Source organism: Sinorhizobium americanum (assembly GCF_001651855.1).
Taxonomy (GTDB): Bacteria; Pseudomonadota; Alphaproteobacteria; order Rhizobiales; family Rhizobiaceae; genus Sinorhizobium; species Sinorhizobium americanum.
Genome location: NZ_LNQC01000024.1, coordinates 1 through 15,593 on the forward strand (window position 1 = coordinate 1; position 15,593 = coordinate 15,593).

17 protein-coding genes and 1 pseudogene are annotated in these 15,593 nt (G+C 59.9%); 10 read left to right on the forward strand and 8 right to left on the reverse strand.

Features of this window, described 5'->3' with window-relative positions:
• Window positions 1-445: pseudogene (locus ATC00_RS30620) on the forward strand (transposase); the annotation flags it as partial.
• A gap of 22 nt (window positions 446-467) precedes the next feature.
• Here the strand turns inward: ATC00_RS30620 and ATC00_RS00365 are convergent.
• Entirely contained in the window at window positions 468-1,022 is a 555-nt protein-coding gene (locus tag ATC00_RS00365; RefSeq protein ID WP_327289066.1) for an NAD(P)H-dependent oxidoreductase, read from the reverse strand.
• A 186-nt stretch (window positions 1,023-1,208) separates the two neighbouring features.
• On the opposite strand from ATC00_RS00365, the gene ATC00_RS00370 reads away from it, so the two are divergent.
• From ATC00_RS00370 to ATC00_RS30625, 3 genes are all read left to right on the forward strand, one after another.
• Complete coding sequence (locus ATC00_RS00370; RefSeq protein ID WP_064251601.1) at window positions 1,209-1,700, forward strand: PadR family transcriptional regulator; 492 nt, start codon at window positions 1,209-1,211, stop codon at window positions 1,698-1,700.
• Between the two features lie 97 nt (window positions 1,701-1,797).
• Window positions 1,798-2,790 (forward strand): MBL fold metallo-hydrolase, encoded by a 993-nt coding sequence (locus ATC00_RS00375; RefSeq protein WP_064251602.1) that lies wholly within the window; start codon window positions 1,798-1,800, stop codon window positions 2,788-2,790.
• A 122-nt stretch (window positions 2,791-2,912) separates the two neighbouring features.
• Window positions 2,913-3,245, forward strand: a complete 333-nt coding sequence (locus tag ATC00_RS30625) for a DUF3861 domain-containing protein (RefSeq protein ID WP_072642960.1) — start codon at window positions 2,913-2,915, stop codon at window positions 3,243-3,245.
• A gap of 148 nt (window positions 3,246-3,393) precedes the next feature.
• Here ATC00_RS30625 and ATC00_RS00380 read toward each other — a convergent pair whose 3' ends face one another.
• The 5 genes from ATC00_RS00380 to ATC00_RS00400 form a co-directional block, all read right to left on the reverse strand.
• Window positions 3,394-3,726, reverse strand: coding sequence for a hypothetical protein (locus tag ATC00_RS00380; protein ID WP_064251603.1), 333 nt, complete (start codon window positions 3,724-3,726; stop codon window positions 3,394-3,396).
• Complete coding sequence (locus tag ATC00_RS00385; protein WP_161951891.1) at window positions 3,723-4,364, reverse strand: ABC transporter permease; 642 nt, start codon at window positions 4,362-4,364, stop codon at window positions 3,723-3,725. The genes ATC00_RS00380 and ATC00_RS00385 overlap by 4 nt, the downstream gene beginning before the upstream one ends.
• A 185-nt stretch (window positions 4,365-4,549) precedes the next feature.
• Window positions 4,550-5,305: an ABC transporter permease gene (locus ATC00_RS00390; protein ID WP_064251605.1), complete on the reverse strand. Its 756-nt coding sequence runs from the start codon at window positions 5,303-5,305 to the stop codon at window positions 4,550-4,552.
• A 13-nt stretch (window positions 5,306-5,318) separates the two neighbouring features.
• The gene (locus ATC00_RS00395; protein ID WP_064251606.1) at window positions 5,319-6,134 is read right to left on the reverse strand and encodes an ABC transporter ATP-binding protein; all 816 of its coding nucleotides are present in this window, start codon (window positions 6,132-6,134) and stop codon (window positions 5,319-5,321) included.
• A 34-nt stretch (window positions 6,135-6,168) separates the two neighbouring features.
• Window positions 6,169-7,377, reverse strand: a complete 1,209-nt coding sequence (locus tag ATC00_RS00400) for an ABC transporter substrate-binding protein (RefSeq protein ID WP_161951892.1) — start codon at window positions 7,375-7,377, stop codon at window positions 6,169-6,171.
• Window positions 7,378-7,515: 138 nt separating this feature from the next.
• Here ATC00_RS00400 and ATC00_RS00405 point away from each other — a divergent pair, with 138 nt between their 5' ends.
• The 3 genes from ATC00_RS00405 (at window position 7,516) to ATC00_RS00415 (ending at window position 10,573) form a co-directional block, all read left to right on the forward strand.
• Entirely contained in the window at window positions 7,516-8,475 is a 960-nt protein-coding gene (locus ATC00_RS00405; protein WP_161951893.1) for a cyclase family protein, read from the forward strand.
• 90 nt (window positions 8,476-8,565) lie between these two features.
• A complete protein-coding gene (locus ATC00_RS00410; protein WP_064251609.1) occupies window positions 8,566-9,459 on the forward strand; it encodes a carboxymuconolactone decarboxylase family protein in 894 nt (297 codons plus the stop codon).
• A gap of 34 nt (window positions 9,460-9,493) precedes the next feature.
• Window positions 9,494-10,573 (forward strand): NAD-dependent epimerase/dehydratase family protein, encoded by a 1,080-nt coding sequence (locus tag ATC00_RS00415; RefSeq protein ID WP_064251610.1) that lies wholly within the window; start codon window positions 9,494-9,496, stop codon window positions 10,571-10,573.
• A gap of 54 nt (window positions 10,574-10,627) precedes the next feature.
• Here ATC00_RS00415 and ATC00_RS00420 read toward each other — a convergent pair whose 3' ends face one another.
• Window positions 10,628-11,428, reverse strand: a complete 801-nt coding sequence (locus tag ATC00_RS00420) for an IclR family transcriptional regulator (RefSeq protein ID WP_037381026.1) — start codon at window positions 11,426-11,428, stop codon at window positions 10,628-10,630.
• Window positions 11,397-12,320, reverse strand: a complete 924-nt coding sequence (locus ATC00_RS00425) for a beta-keto acid cleavage family enzyme (protein WP_064251611.1) — start codon at window positions 12,318-12,320, stop codon at window positions 11,397-11,399. Before ATC00_RS00425 ends, ATC00_RS00420 begins: the two co-directional genes overlap by 32 nt.
• A 226-nt stretch (window positions 12,321-12,546) precedes the next feature.
• Between ATC00_RS00425 and ATC00_RS00430 the strand changes: the two genes are divergently transcribed.
• From ATC00_RS00430 to ATC00_RS00440, 3 genes are all read left to right on the forward strand, one after another.
• Window positions 12,547-13,365: a fumarylacetoacetate hydrolase family protein gene (locus ATC00_RS00430; RefSeq protein ID WP_064251612.1), complete on the forward strand. Its 819-nt coding sequence runs from the start codon at window positions 12,547-12,549 to the stop codon at window positions 13,363-13,365.
• Window positions 13,362-14,786 (forward strand): FAD-binding oxidoreductase, encoded by a 1,425-nt coding sequence (locus ATC00_RS00435; RefSeq protein ID WP_064251613.1) that lies wholly within the window; start codon window positions 13,362-13,364, stop codon window positions 14,784-14,786. Before ATC00_RS00430 ends, ATC00_RS00435 begins: the two co-directional genes overlap by 4 nt.
• Before the next feature lie 168 nt (window positions 14,787-14,954).
• The coding region (locus tag ATC00_RS00440) for an electron transfer flavoprotein subunit beta/FixA family protein (RefSeq protein ID WP_064251614.1) at window positions 14,955-15,593 on the forward strand (639 nt) is incomplete at its 3' end.

Sequence of the window (15,593 nt, forward strand, 5' to 3'; positions counted from 1 at the left end):
ACGGGAGAGCCAGCGCAATATCGAACTGATGTGGCTCACCGGCCGCTTGATGCCGGACTTCAAGACGATTGCCGACTTCCGACGCGACAACGGGGCAGCGATCCGCGCCGCCTGCGCGCGGTTCGTGGTGCTGTGCCGCCAACTCAACCTGTTCACCCGAGCCGTCGTCGCCATCGACGGCAGCAAGTTCAAGGCGGTCAACAACCGCGACAAGAACTTCACTGTGGCCAAGATCGCCAAGCGCATCGAGCAGGTGGAGGCCAGCATCGCGCGCTATCTGACGGACTTGGACCGAGCTGACCGGGAGAACGGCGATGTCGCCGAGGCCAAGACGGTGCGCCTCAAGGAGAAGATCGAAGGCCTGCGCCGGCAGATGCAGTCCCTCAGGGAGATCGGCAAGCAGGTCGAGGCCGCACCGGACAAACAAGTCTCCCTGACCGATCCGCTGACAATGTCGGCACTTCTGCTTACGCCAGCTTGTCAACCCATGCCCCGAAGGCATCCAGGAAGTTTCCGAGAAATGCATTCGTCGCATCACTGGAGATTAAGCCGGCCTCATCGATGAACTTGTCGGCGCTGCTGAGATAGACCTCGGGCTGTGGTAGCACGGCGACATTGACACTGACCAATATCTGGCGGAGATGCAGCGCCGCTGCAGATCCGCCCAGTAGGCCAGGTGACGCCCCGGTAACGGCTCCGGGCTTGTTTTCCCAGACGCTCTTGCCATAGGGCCTCGACCCGACTTCCAGCGCATTCTTGAGAGCCGCCGGTAGCGAGCGGTTGTACTCCGGCGTGACGAACAGGACCGCATCTGATCTGCGCACCCTGTCGCGAAAGGCGGCCCAGGCCGACGGCGGTTTTTCTGTGTCGAGGTCCTGATTGTAGAGCGGCAGGTCGCCGATGGGCACGATGTCAAGTGTCAGCCTCGTAGGCGCGATCGCCTGCAGCACCTTTGCGAGCCTCAAATTGATCGATGCCCTGCGGAGACTTCCCACTAGAACGACGACGTCTCTTTCTGAAATCATGCTCCTATCCTTTTCTGCCGTTTCGACGATGTGGCCTGTTGCGCCTGAGTGAGGAGCGGCCCGAGGTCCCTGCCCCAGTCCCAGATTCTTTTCCGACTGCACTGTGTCGGTTCCCGTGTAGAAATGGATTGACATAAAGATATTGTCAAGATATGTCTTGGACAGTCTTGGGAGGGCGGGAATATGAAGGGCGAAAATGACGCCGTGCCATCGGGCGACGGAAGAAGAATGCTGGATGGGGACGAACTGGGGCTGCTGCTGTTGCTGCAGTTGAAGGAAGGACAAGGCCACGGCTACGACCTCATCAAGGACCTCAAGACCAGATCCGGAGGCAACTACATTCCGAGTTCCGGGATCGTATATCCGCGACTGGCGATGCTAGTGGAGGCCAGATACGTCACCGTAGAAACCAAGGGAAAGCGGCGTGCCTATCAGCTAACTGCGGCTGGAGCCGAATTCCTGATGGAGCACCTGGAAGAGGCGCACGGCGTACGGGCGCGTATAGAAGCCCTGCGCTACCGAGGAAGCTCTGTTGCGGCCGGACCTGTTGGCCGCGCGATGCAGAACCTCAAGACCGCACTCGGACAGAAACTCGCTGGTGAGCCCGACAAGGACCTGCTTCTTGCCGTGGCGGAAATCATCGACCAGGCCGTTCACAAGATCGAAAGGCTCTGAACGACGTGCGCGGTGTCGAGCCGCTATTGAGCAGCGATACGCTGGCCGGGTCTGACGTGCTTCTCTCACCACTCAACTGCAACAATGGAGACGGCAGATGAAAGACATTGTCAGACCCTCCCGGCGGAGAATGTTTCAGATGGCGAGCGTCGGATTGGCCAGCCCGCTCCTGCTTGCGGGAGCCGGGTCGCTCTCGCCCGCCTTCGCAGAGCAGCCGACGGCTTCGGGCAGTGGCTTCGAGGTCAAGCAGTACAAGTTCGGCAGCTTCAAGGTCACGATCATCAGCGACGGAGCGACCGTTCAGGAGAAGCCCTGGGAGACCTATGGTACGGATCAGCCGCAGGAGACCGTGAAGAGCCTGCTGCAGCGCAACTTCCTTCCGACCGACAGATTTGCGGTGAGCTACGCGCCGACGATCATCGATACCGGCAGCGAAGTGATCCTTGTGGACACCGGCTTCGGGGAAAGCCTTCGCTCAGGCGGCGCAGGCAAAATGCTGCAGAGCCTGAGGGCCGCCGGCTACACCGCCGACAAGGTCACGATGGTCGTCTTGACGCATCTTCATCGGGACCACATCGGGGGGTTGATGGAGGCCGGCGCGCCGGCCTTCAAGAATGCCCGTTACGCCGTCAATGCCACGGAGTACGACTTCTGGGTATCCGACGAGCGCAGGGGGACACCCGCGGAAGCCAACCATCGCATGGTCCTGTCGCACGTCAAGCCGCTGGCGGCGAAAACGACCTTTTTGAAAGACGGTCAGGACATCGTCTCGGGCATAACGGCCATTGCCGCGTACGGGCATTCCCCGGGTCACACGATCCTCAACATCGAGTCCGACGGGAAGCGAGCGATCGCAATGGCCGACACCGCGGTCCACTATGCCCTGAACCTGCAAAGACCCGACTGGGAGATGAGGTTCGACATGGACAAGGCCGCCGCGGCCGTCAGCCGCAAACGCGTTCTGGACATGATCGCGACAGATCGTGTGCCTTTGCTGGGCTATCATATGCCGCATCCGTCCGTCGGCTTCCTGGAACGGAGAGAGAGCGGCTACAACTACATTCCGGCCAGCTATCAGTTTGAGACCTGACGGGGTGATCCGTCGGGCCGTTAACTTTGGCGGCCCCAGGATACCTTCGCCCAAGCCGACACTGCCCTTTCGCGGACTTGCATCGCATCGGCTCCCTCACCATCAATGCCTGGACACCGCTCTTGCCCCACACCTATCGAATCACGATCCAGCCAAAAGAAGACTACGGTTGCGTACGGCCCGATCGTACGCTCACATTCGATGTCACCAACCATGACGACTTGCTAAGTTTAGTAGCCCGTGTCCAACAGCGCAGAATTCTGCCGCAGCAAGAAGTGGCCGAGTTCACCTTTGGCTTGAAGCTCCTTGCTGAAGTCATGGTCCGGCATCATCGCGAGCCGCTCTTTAAGGAACTATGGCCCCACTTCAGGGAGTTCATGAAGTATCTGAAGCGACCGGGTCCGACTGCCCAGGGATATGAAGGGAACGAAAAACGTCCAGGCCCGCCGACCTGACCGTGCGCAGCAGCTTCACGACGTTGATGTAGACGGACAGCTTGACCCTGCGCAGGTGGAACCAAGGCCATTCAGCAGTGGCCCCTAGCTTTTTTGGCCTTGACGCACCGAACGCGCGATCCAGATGTTCTTACCGTGCGTGCCACCCTCAAGAACAGCCCTTCAGAGGTTTAACTGCCTTAATCCAATAGAGTCGCGAAAGACGCACTCGATCGTCTGGCGTTGTGCGGAGGAGGATGACGTTCGTAGCCTCGCCGCCGCCACCACCATATCGACCATATTGTTGGAGAGCCTCGAGCTCCGAAGGTCCGGGGCGAAAGTCCAGGGAAACCACGACGTCCACCGGTGCCGTCTCCTGGCCTGGGCACTTCATCATGCGTGATCCCGCCGAGACGTAGCCGATGAACCAGGGGGCGACGTAGACGAGCGCCAGAAGCGCGAAGCCGATTGCAATACGGGTCATTGCTGCGCGAGAAGTCATCGTGCTTTCCTTTCCTCGGCAACGGCGACGGTTCCCCACCGCACGACCGTCCGGCGAGCAATCCAAGATACCATCAGCGCCTCCAGGAGCACGCCAAGAACCGCGATCGTAAGGCATCCGGCCAGGATACGGTCAGTCCGCTGGTAGGTGGCGGCCTCGTTGACCCATTGTCCGAGCCCCATCGGAGAGCCCATCAACTCAGCGGCGATCAGGCTGCGCCAGGCAAACGCCAATCCCACCCGGACACCGGTCAGGATATCCGGAAGCGCCCCCGGCAGTATGACCGACCGCAACACCTCCCGGCGATCTCCACCCAGCGTGAAAATTGCTTGAGCATAGGTCGGCGGCACCCTCGAAACGCCGAGGATGGTGTTCGCAAAGACGACGAAGAACATGCCGTTCCAGATGACGAAGGTCGACATCGCCAATCCCGTACCGAACCACGCCAGCGCCAGCGGAATCCATGCGATCCCGGCGATCCCGGAAAAGGCGTTGATCAATGGCTCGACGGCGATGCGTGCGGTTCTGCTCAGCCCCACGAGGAAACCGAGCGCGATCCCGGAGACGATGCCGACGACGGCGCCCAGCAACAGCCGGATGATGCTGATCCGGGTATCGTCGAGCAGACGACCGCTCAACAGGGCCTCCCACAGCGCCGCAGCGACGGAACTGAGACTTGGAAAAATGTATTCGGGAACGCCGAATACATTCGTCAGTGCCCACCAAAAGAGCGCCAACAGGAGGATCGCGACCAAAGAGACGGGGACGCCTTTTGACGGGATAAACGGAGACGTTAGTCGAAGCGTTGTCATGGCAGCACCGTTCAGAAACTAGACCAACGACTGGAGATGAGCTGGTTCCAAGGAAACAGAATGAGCCGGTCGATGATGAGGAAGAGCACAGCGATTGCGATCATGACCGCAACGATCTGGTCTACCTGGTTGGCGGCACGCGCCTGCGCGAGCACTCTTCCCAGGCCGCTGCTTCCGATGATGAGTTCACCCGCGATCACGGCACGCCAGCCATAGGAGAGCGCCAGCCGGATGCCGACCTCGATGCCTGGCATGGCGCCTGGAAGGTACACGTCGCGGACGATACGGAACGGCCCTGCGCCAAGCGGTCGCAAGCCGTCGGCATATACCCGGGGAATCTTCTGCACGCCGGTGATAACCGAAAACAGCAAGGGTATCGCCGATGTATAGAAAAGCGTTGCGTACACGGCCTTCGTGCTGAAGCCGAACCAGACGATGAACAGGGGGATCAGGGCGATGGCCGGAACGCAGCTGATGAAGCGGACCATCGGCTGGAGGATCATGGCGAGTTGCCGGCTCTGCGCGATCGACAGCGCAAACGGCACGACGCAGATGATGCAGATGGCGCAGCCGATCACCAGCGTTATAAGGCTTTCCTGAACCGCAGAAGTCAGGGTGCCGCGGGCAATCAGGTCGGCCATTGCCTGAAACGACGCTGCGGGCGACGGCAGGATCGCCGGCTCAGCGACGAAGCGCGAGGCCACCGTCCACACCAGAAACAGGCCGAAGATCGAGCTGGTCTGCACCACCCAGGCCGGCAGGTGCATGAGCGAGGAAGATCTATGCATGTTGGCGCTCCGTCGAAGGGGCAACGGCTCGGCCTCGAACAAGCTCGAAGACACGCGAAACGATGGCTTCGATGCGCGGGTCGCGGATCATCTGCTCCCATGTGCGATTGATCCCCATATCGGGTACCGGCACGATTTCCAGAACGCGGCCGGGGCGCGAGGACATGGCGACAATGTAGTCGCCCAGGAAGACGGCTTCTTCCACGCTATGGGTGATGAAGACCACCGTCTGCTTGGTCGTACGCGCCAGACGGATAAGTTCCTCCTGGAGCGTCAAGCGAGTGATGGCATCCACTGCAGCAAAGGGTTCGTCCATGAGAATTACCGGCGGCCTGGTTGCCCACGTTCGCGCAACCGCTACCCGTTGGCGCATGCCGCCAGAGAGCTCGCTAGGGTACTTCTTCTCGAAGCCCTCGAGGCCGATCAGCCGAACGAGTTCAGCGACCCGCTGCTCCCGCTCCGCCTTCGGCATTCCGGCAATCTCGAGCCCGTGGCCAATATTCCCGACCACGGTTCGCCACGGCAGCACGGCCAATTCCTGGAAAACCATGCCGCGTTCACTGGAAGCACCCTTGATGGGTTTGCCTGCATAGAGCGCTTCGCCGGAAGTTGGCGTTCCAAGACCGGCGAAGATCTTGGCGAGGGTGGATTTACCGCAGCCACTGGGGCCAACGACCGTCACGAAGTCACCGGCATTAATCGTGAGATTTACGTCCTGCAATGCGACGATCTTCTGTCCGCGAGCTTCATACTCGTGGCGCAAGTTGATTGCTTGCAGAATCGGTTTTCGCTCGTTCAGCTGTATCATTCGTGACGGCTCCTGCTTACGTCTCATATCCATTTTAGTTGGTGCCACCACCGCACTGCTCCACGGCTTGAGGCAAAGGAGCGAGACCACTTGTCAGGTCCGGATGTTTCTGCAGGAGGTCGTTGATGAACGCCTTTTGGACGATCTGATCGTAGGGAAATGGTTCATCCACCTTCATATTTCCTGCAGCGATCTGCGCCTTCTGCTCCTGGAGGATTGCCGCCTCCGTGCAGACGGAGATTCGAGGATCGAACTCCGACTTCATGAACTCGATCGCGGACGTGGCGTCCTGCGGGTCCACGCCTTGGATGTAGCGCTGGGCGAGCTCGGCGGCTTCTGCCGGATGCTCGCGGGTAAACTTCACGCCCTTCCAGGCACCGAGAACGTATTTCTCGACAAGATCGCGGTGCTTCTGCAGGTAGTCGTCGGTCACCATGACCCCGACAACGCTGGCACCAAACGGCCCGCCGCGACTGACGACGCTCACATCATTGCCCTGCGTCCTGATGATCTGGCTGACATAGGGCTCCCACGGCACGGCCACGTCAACGGTGCCTTGCTGCAAAGCCACCGACATGTCCGGCGGAGAGAGGTTCACCATCTTGATGTCCTCAAGAGTTTTGCCGATCGAGGATAGATAGCTTCGCAGATACGATTCGCCCGTGCTCCCGGCTGTGACCCCGACGGTCTTTCCGACGATGTCGCCGGGGTTCTTGTCCGTCACGCCTGCCTCATTTCGAGCGATGACAGCCACTCGCTGGACGCCGTTCACGACCATCGGGTTGTTGTGGTACGGCCCGATCAATGTGAGGTCGTTTCCAGCTGCTCGCGAAAGAATGACCGTCGAGGTTGCCGCCCCGGCGCCGATGTCAGCCGCTCCGCTGACGAGCGCCCTGGCAATTTGCGAACCGCTATCCAGCACCTGGACGGACACATCCAGCCCCAGTTCGCGCCAGTAGCCGTTTTCAGCAGCGACCATCATCGGCACGTTGTTTACCGCTCCCGCAAAGATCACCCTCAGCGGTTCACCAGTACTTTGGGCCTGCGCTCCGTGCGGCATCAGCGCTGTGAGGGCAACCGCGGCAGCAAGGGCGTTCAGCGAACTTCTCGATCTCATTTGATACTCCTCCCGATCAAACAACTGCCTTTTTGTGATCTCTTTTGTCCCACTTGTCAAGACAGTGTCCCAACAAGAGCGGCGGAAGTTGCCGACCGAAGCTCGATCGAGCACCGAAATGCTCATTATGCGGGACGGTGTCTTTACATGCGGGACAATATTGGTTATACCGCTGCTATTAGCTGCCGCTAAGATTGGAACACCGCTCGGCATGTGTGGCGGGAAGGAGGAGCGATGAGTTCGGATTCTTCGAGGAGAGAAAGGTTGCCCTCCTATGCGGAGCTGAAGGCCCGCAGCGACGCACCTGCAGGCTCGGCCTGGGGCATATTTGGAGCGGATGATCAGATCGGAACGGTCAACCTCCTCACCGAAGAGATCGCTGTGCAGGCCGCGACCTTAGTTCGAAAGGGTACGTCATTCGGCCTGGATTATGACCTCAACGCCTTCACCCCGCCGGTTTCGCCCTACAGAAAGGCGCTCGTCCACTGCGAGGTTTGCCGGCTCGACGGCCAAGTGCATGACGATTACGTCAATGACTTCTTCCCTCAAGCGGGGTCCCATATCGACGGCCTCCGCCACCATAAGCACAGCGTCCACGGCTTCTATAATAATGTCGACGACTATCTCGTCGGTTCCGGGACGCCGGACCTTGGCGTCCAGCATATCGGGCGGCGAGGCATGGTCGGGCGCGGCGTCTTGGTTGATGTCGCACGCTACCGGCAATTGATCGGACGTCCGATAGACCTCATGCAAGGCGACCCCATCACTTTGACCGATCTTCAGGGCGCACTGAAGTCGCAAGGTGTCACGCTCAGAGCGGGCGACATGCTTTTGCTGCACACCGGATGGGCGGAGCACTTCGTTGCCCTGAACATCGAGACACAGCAGCACCTCATAAAGGAGCGGACCTTCTGCGGACTTGCCCAAAGCGAGGAGATGCTAGCGTGGCTCTGGGACAACCACTTCTCCGTTGTTGCCAGCGACACGGTCGCCGTCGAAGTCATGCCCACGGTGCCGACGTCTCCTTTCGACAGGAACGTCCGCGGTATGATGCACCCCGATTTGATCGCGCTGCTCGGCATATGTCTGGGTGAGATGTGGAAGCTCGACGAACTGGCGAAGGACTGCGCAACCGACCAGGTCTATGAGTGCATGGTCGTCTCCAAGCCCATTACTCTTGTCGGCGGCGTCGGATCGCCATGCAACGCGATTGCGATCAAATAGGCCGACACCGCCGGCCACGCGCGCCCATAGCGCCCGTAAGAATTCCCCTCACTGCGTCATCGATGCGATTACCAAACCAAGGATCAGGTCATGCCCATCAATACTGTCAACTTCGACGGCGAAGGCTCAATCGAAGAAATGCTATCCATTGTTGAACGCCTTCAGCCCGGTATTCGGAGGCGTTTTGAAGGCCGCCGGCAGATCGATGCGGCCTTTGCCGAAGCGTCCCTGCGATATGCTGCTCGCTTGTTCGGCCGCCCCACTCTGGACGTTCGCACCCGACTGCTCGTCATGACGGGACAGTTCACGATGAGCCGCCGTCATGCGCGCCTCCGCGAGACCATCATCGCGGCCTGCGAACAAAAACTCGACCTTCGGGAAGTGTTGGAGGTCATCTTCCAATGCTCGATTTACGGTGGTGAGTCGATCGTTGATGAGCCTCTCGCGATTTTCACGGAAGAGCTCAAGGCACGTGGACTGTTCGACGGCGTGGCGACGCGCAGCCTGCACACCGGCCAGCGCGAAAGCGAGCGCAGTCTCGACGCCGAACGTGCGACCTGGCATCCCGAGGATACGGCTGACCCGCGCGCCGATGAACTGATGGCGAAATACGGTTGGCCGGGCATCAGCATCGCCCTCGTCCTGCGTCCGCGCCATACGCTGAACAATGCCACCTTCATTGGCGGCCTTGACGAAGGCTTTGCCGAAGCATTCTACGATTTCGGCTATAGCGACATGTACGGACGCCAGATCCTCGACCACAGAACCAGACTGCTGTGCATGGTCGGCAATACCCTCGCGATCGGCGAGATCGTTCAGACGCGCCACCACATGAGAACCGCGATGAAGCAGGGCGCGTCGCCGCGTGAAGTGCTCGAGGTCCTGTTTCAGTCGGTTGTGGTTGTCGGCCACCCGAACATCGTTCCGGAGCGCTTTCGTGACCTGGTGAAGATCGTCGAGGAAGAGACCGGAGCAAGTCTCTGACAAGCGCCGGTTTGCCATCGGGAGGAACGACCGAATGACCACAAAGAGAATTGCGATCGTTGGCGCGACCGGCCTCGTCGGAGCCGCAGCAACAGAATACTTTTCGGGCTTACCCGGATGGGAAGTTGTAACATTGTCCCGGCGCTCACCGCGCCGGGGCAAGCCAGTCCATCACATCTCCGCCGACCTAACGGACACTGATGCCTGCAAAGCGGCTTTTGCGCAAGCTCCTACGATCACCCATGTCCTATACGCTGCGCTCTACGAGCAAGAGGATCTCCTGGAGGGCTGGAAAAGCACATCTCAGGCGGGAATCAATCTCACAATGCTTCAGAACGTCGTGGAAAACGTCGCCGGTCGCCCGGCTTTCAAGCATCTGACTATTCTGCAGGGTGGCAAGGCGTACGGATCCCATCTCGGAAGGGTTCCCGTCCCAGCCAAAGAACGTTGGCCCCGCATGGACCATCACATCTTCTATTGGCAGCAGGAGGATTACCTGAAGACCCGCTCTGCCGATGCCGGCTGGAGCTACTCGATCCTGCGGCCGCAGCTGATCCTGGGCGATGCTCTGGCAAGCCCGATCAACATCATTGCTGCGCTCGGCGTTTATGCGAGCGTCATGCGCGAACTGAAAAGGCCTCTAAGCTTCCCGGGTGGCGGACAGTATGTCACCGCTTGCGCCGACAGCCGGTTGATCGCGCGTGCGGCGGAATTCTGCTTCATGCACGAAACGGCTGCGGGCGAGACCTACAACGTCGTCAACGGCGACGCCGTGAATTGGCGAGACTTATGGCCTTCGATCGCTGCGCATTTCAATATGCCCGTGGCTGGAGATGAACCAATGAAGCTCAGCGATGAGATGCCCCTTCTCGATGAATGCTGGGAAGCGATCGTCGCGAAACACGGACTGCAGCCTCTTAAGATGAGCGATATTGTCGGATCGTCGTGGCAGACTGCTGATCTGACGTGGGGCTATGGGAAGGAGCGGCCGTTCGATCGACTGATGAGCCCCATCAAGCTCCGGCAGGAAGGTTTCTCGGATTGCTACGACACAGAGGACGCCATCCTCTACTGGTTGACGAGGATGCAGGACGCGAAGATCCTCCCGCGCTGACGAGATGAAAGCCCGGTGCTCGCGCCGGGCTCTCATCATCGAGACGCGGATGCCCTAGATGCGCGTCACTCCGATTCCTGTAAGGGCGGACGACAATTCCTCGGCATGCGCCTTGACCAATTCCCCGATCTGATCGAGACCTGCCGGCGCGACCCGCGAAAGCGGCACCGACACGGTCAGCGCCCCGACGACGCTTTCCCCGGATTTGAGGACACTCGCGACGCCAGCCACTCCCAGCACGCGTTCTTCAACGCTGGTGGCGTAGCCTTTCTCCCTCACCAGTTCCAGGCTCTCCTTCAACGCACTCTCCGTGGTCAGCGTGTGTGCAGTATAGGGTACCAGATCGAGCAACTCGAAATCGAACGCGGGCAAGGACGCCAGGATGGCTTTGCCGACTGCGCCAGCGTGGAGTGGAAGTCTTACTCCCAGTGGCTGCACGTGCCGGACGAGGTTATCGCTTTCGACGCGATGTACGTAGGTGCAGAAGTCGTCCTTGGGGAGATAGGTTGCCAGATAGCAGGTTTCACCGACCTCATCGACCAGCTTGCGCATGATGGATCGCGCGATTTGAAGGACCGGAACGACACCGAAGACGCGGGCGGATAGCGAAACGAGCCGGGAGCCAACCACGTAGCTTCCATTTTCAGTCTGTTCCGCGTACCCGCTTCGCGCAAGATATTGAAGGATGCGATGAGTGGAGCTCCGGCTGTTGCCGGTTTCCTGGGCAATCGCACGGATACTCGATCCCTCTGGCCGGGCGGCCAGAGCGTAAAGCGTCTCTACGACAAGGTTGACGAGGCCGATGGACTGCGTCGGGGCTTCTTCAGGAATTGCCGTATCTTTTGATTCCGCCATCAGTTTTCGCCGCCTTCTTGTTTAGGCCAATGATCTCACGCGCCTCGTCCGGAGACGCAATCTCGCGACCAAGCTCACGAGATATCTTGACGATTTTGTCGACGAGTTCTGCATTGGTACGAGCGTACTCGCCGGGTCTGACAAAGGGGTTATCTTCCATCCCGACACGCACATGGCCACCGGCTGCGATAACGGCGGTGAGGACTTTCCAGTGCTCGGCAGGGTCCATCGTGCTTGCATTCCAGTTCGCGCCCTTCGGCAGGTGGCTCTTCATGTAGAGGACCGCGTCGGCCGTCGGCGGCGTCCAGGCACCGCCCTTCCAGCCGAAGAAACACGTGATCCAGACAGGCTGCGGGAGCACGCCCTTGTCTATCATCCGCTGCGCGTTCCAGAAACCTCCCGTGTGGAATGCCTCGACCTCGATCTTGATGCCAAGCTCGTTGCACAAGGTGCAGTATTCTTCAAGCTCGGTCCGCGAGTGAATGCCATAAATCTCCTTCGGCACGCGGCTCGGATCGTAGTCGAAGCACTCGTCGTGTGCGACGAACGCGACAGACAGCATGTCCGGTGCATAGGTTCTGATCAGGTCCTTGCGCTGGTTGAAGCGCCCACCAGCGATGCCGAACTGCATGATCGTGTCGCGCTGGGACAGGATCATGTCCTGCATCTTTCCCCAGCCCGGGATCTCGAGGCTGGACAGGCGCGACCCGTCCGGCTGCGGGGCGTCATCGAGCTTCCGTGGTCCGTGAATGTGGCTGATGGCCGCGCCGGCGTCGATGCCGCCCAGATACTCCTTCACAACCGTCTCCATCCCCTTCGGGGTTGGGTTGTGCGGGTTACCCGGAAAGGCCGAGTCGCTGTCACAGGTCACGGTGATGATGAGCTTGTCCATGAATACCTCTTCTAACAAGAACTGCCATGGATAGTTGTTTATCACCGGGGACGCGGTCCCGTCAATAGGGACATCGTCCCGCAAATTTCCGCGATGAAGTTAGCAAGCTGCCTAACTAGGACCCATTTTTGTCCTACTTGACGAGACAGTGTCCCGACTGCTAATAGGGGCGACGCGAATTCAGAGAGCTTTGGCTGCAACCGGAGCAACAGCAGTTGGAGGAAAGATGCGCCTCGTAACCTTTCGCCGTCAGGGCAGCGCTCAACCAGGCATCGTGCTTGGTGACGACATCCACGAGATTTCAAGCCACGCTGATGTAAAGGCGGTATTGGCCGACCTGGAAGGGATCAAATACAAGGATGTAGCGGCCACCAGCATAGCGGATGCCGACCTGCTGCCGCCGATTGCGAACCCGGCCAAGATCATTTGCGTCGGGCTGAACTATCTCGACCACCGCATCGAGACCAGGCGTCCGGAAACAGCCTTCCCAACGCTCTTTATCCGCTGGCCTGACACCCAGGTCGGGCACAGTCAGGCGCTGGTATGCCCAAAGGAGCCGTCTCGATTCGACTATGAAGGGGAGCTGGCCATCGTGATCGGCAAAGGTGGACGCCATATTCCCGCCGATCAGGCAATGTCGCACGTCATCGGCTACTCTTGCTATAACGATGGGTCAGTCCGCGACTGGCAGAAACACACGAGCCAGTTCACTCCGGGCAAGAACTTCATCGCCAGCGCCGGGTTCGGGCCATGGCTCGTCATTGATGAGATCGCCGATCCGAACACCCTCACCCTGACGACGCGTTTGAATGGCGAAGTCGTTCAGCAGTCGGGCCTTGACCTTCTGATCTTCTCGATCCCCGAACTGATCGCCTACATCTCGACATTCACCGAGCTGTCGATCGGCGACGTTATAGTCACGGGTACTCCGGGCGGCGTTGGCGACCGGCGAGACCCGCCGCTCTATATGAAGCCCGGCGATATCGTGGAAGTCGAGGTCACCGGCGTCGGCACGCTTGTCAACTCGGTAGTTGCTGCCCAATGAACCCGCGGCCGTCTGCACTGCTTCCCGATATCGATGGGTGCATCTCCGCTCTTTCCGTGGCTCTCGGCGGCAACGGCCTCTACACGAAACGGGAAGATCTCGTTCGCTATGAGACTGGGGCGCGATACGGGGCGGGCCAGGCCGCTTTTGTCATGCGTCCTTCGTCGACGGCGGAGGTCGCCGTCGCCCTGAAGATTTGTTCACAACATCGTGTCACCGTTGTGCCGCAGGGAGCGAACACCGGCCTCGTGGGCGCCTCCACGCCGGACGAAAGCGGTCAGCAGGCTGTCCTCTCATTGGAAAGAGCGGCGTCCACTCTGCAATTGAACCACATCAACCGGTCAATTGAGGTCTCTGCCGGCGTATCGCTCTCCAAGCTGAACGACTTTCTGAAAAGTTACGGTCTCTGGTTTCCGATCGACCTTGGCGCAGACCCGACAGTCGGCGGCATGATAGCCACGAATACGGGTGGGACGCGCTTCATTCGCTATGGTGATGTCCGGCGTAACGTGCTCGGCCTGGAAGTGGTTCTCAACGACGGCACCACCCTGAACTTCATGGACCAGGTGCGGAAGAACAACACGGGCCTCGATACGAAGCAGTTGTTCATCGGCACCGGCGGTCGGTTCGGTATCGTGACCCGAGCCATTTTGGAGGTGCACCCTCTTCCACAAAACGCGGCGACTGCGCTGATCGTGCCCAGTTCGCCTGCCGGTGCACTCGATATCCTGGTCGATATGGAGGAGCACTTCGGTCCGCAGCTGACCTCATTCGAGGGCATATCAAGAACTGCCCTCGCCGCCGTCCTGGTTGGCGTCCCTCAGCTGCGGAACCCGTTTTTGAACGAGCAATTGCCGCACTATTCCTTGCTCGTGGAAGTGAGCACTTGGACCAAGGGCGGCGATGGCAACCTCACCCTTGACCAAGCACTCGAGCGGGAGCTCGAACGAGCATTCGAAGCCGGCAAGATCGAGAATGCGTTCACTCAAGACGCTGCAAATCTCTGGTCGATCCGCCACCACATTTCCGACAGCCTGAAGCTCAAGGGAAAGGTCATCGCGCTCGATGTCTCCGTTCCTCGCGACCGTTTCGTTCAGTTTCGCGACAAGGCTTGCGAAGAGGTCAAGCGTCTCGCCGACTTCGTGCTGATCGCCGACTTCGGGCATCTGGGAGACGGTGGCGTCCATTTCAATATGATCTGGCCGCATGAGGTACCCTCTGACGCTGAACTGGTCGAACGCTTGAGAACAGCCGTCTACGACCTCGTGGCCGCCCACGGGGGGAGTTTCAGCGCCGAACATGGGGTGGGGCCTTTCAATGCCCACTACTACAAGCGCTATGTACCGGCTGCCAAACAGAGCCTTGAACATCTGATTGAGGAGGCACTCGCCTCGCGTTCTCTGGGGAACACTCTGTCTTGATTGAAGGCCAATGGGACGGCCATTGCCGCTGCTACGCTTCGCCAACGCCTTCATTCCCACGGGCAAATGCGAAGCCACCCACCACGACGACCGGCGGGCGAATGTCCGACAGGGCAAGACGTGCCGGGACATAGCCGGCTTGGATACCACCAAAGAGAGAGGTATTTCATGAAGATCCTGGTCACTGTTAAGCGGGTCGTCGACTTCAACGTCAAGATCCGGGTGAAGGCGGACGGCACGGGCGTCGAGCTGGCGAACGTGAAGATGTCGATGAACCCGTTCGACGAAATCTCCGTCGAGGAAGCTTTGCGCCTGAAGGAAGCCGGCAAGGCGAGTGAAGTCGTCGTCGTGTCAATCGGCCCGGCCAAGGCCGAGGAGACGCTGAGGACGGCGCTCGCCATGGGCGCCGACCGGGCGATCCTCGTCGAGACCGACGACCAGGTCGAGCCGCTCACTGTGGCCAAGATCGTCAAGGGTGTCGCCGAAGCGGAAGCGCCGGGGCTGATCATCGTCGGCAAGCAGGCGATCGACGATGACAGCAACCAGACCGGCCAGATGCTGTCGGCGCTGCTCGGCTGGCCGCAGGGCACCTTCGCCTCGAAGGTCGAGCTCGGCGACGGCAAGGTCAACGTCACCCGCGAGGTCGACGGCGGCCTGCAGACGGTCGAACTGAAGCTGCCGGCGGTGGTGACCACCGATCTCAGGCTGAACGAGCCGCGCTATGCCTCGCTGCCGAACATCATGAAGGCAAAGAAGAAGCCGCTCGACAAGAAGAGCCCGGCCGACTTCGGCGTCGACACCGCACCG

What these genes read in the sequence shown, in the direction of transcription:
- ATC00_RS00370 (WP_064251601.1), top strand. Translation starts at nt 1,209, where the DNA reads ATGAAGGGCGAAAATGACGCCGTGCCATCGGGCGACGGAAGAAGAATG.
- ATC00_RS00375 (WP_064251602.1), top strand. Translation starts at nt 1,798, where the DNA reads ATGAAAGACATTGTCAGACCCTCCCGGCGGAGAATGTTTCAGATGGCG.
- ATC00_RS00380 (WP_064251603.1), bottom strand. Translation starts at nt 3,726, where the DNA reads ATGACTTCTCGCGCAGCAATGACCCGTATTGCAATCGGCTTCGCGCTT.
- ATC00_RS00390 (WP_064251605.1), bottom strand. Translation starts at nt 5,305, where the DNA reads ATGCACCTGCCGGCCTGGGTGGTGCAGACCAGCTCGATCTTCGGCCTG.
- ATC00_RS00395 (WP_064251606.1), bottom strand. Translation starts at nt 6,134, where the DNA reads ATGATACAGCTGAACGAGCGAAAACCGATTCTGCAAGCAATCAACTTG.
- ATC00_RS00400 (WP_161951892.1), bottom strand. Translation starts at nt 7,377, where the DNA reads ATGAGCATTTCGGTGCTCGATCGAGCTTCGGTCGGCAACTTCCGCCGC.
- ATC00_RS00410 (WP_064251609.1), top strand. Translation starts at nt 8,566, where the DNA reads ATGCCCATCAATACTGTCAACTTCGACGGCGAAGGCTCAATCGAAGAA.
- ATC00_RS00415 (WP_064251610.1), top strand. Translation starts at nt 9,494, where the DNA reads ATGACCACAAAGAGAATTGCGATCGTTGGCGCGACCGGCCTCGTCGGA.
- ATC00_RS00420 (WP_037381026.1), bottom strand. Translation starts at nt 11,428, where the DNA reads ATGGCGGAATCAAAAGATACGGCAATTCCTGAAGAAGCCCCGACGCAG.
- ATC00_RS00425 (WP_064251611.1), bottom strand. Translation starts at nt 12,320, where the DNA reads ATGGACAAGCTCATCATCACCGTGACCTGTGACAGCGACTCGGCCTTT.
- ATC00_RS00430 (WP_064251612.1), top strand. Translation starts at nt 12,547, where the DNA reads ATGCGCCTCGTAACCTTTCGCCGTCAGGGCAGCGCTCAACCAGGCATC.
- ATC00_RS00435 (WP_064251613.1), top strand. Translation starts at nt 13,362, where the DNA reads ATGAACCCGCGGCCGTCTGCACTGCTTCCCGATATCGATGGGTGCATC.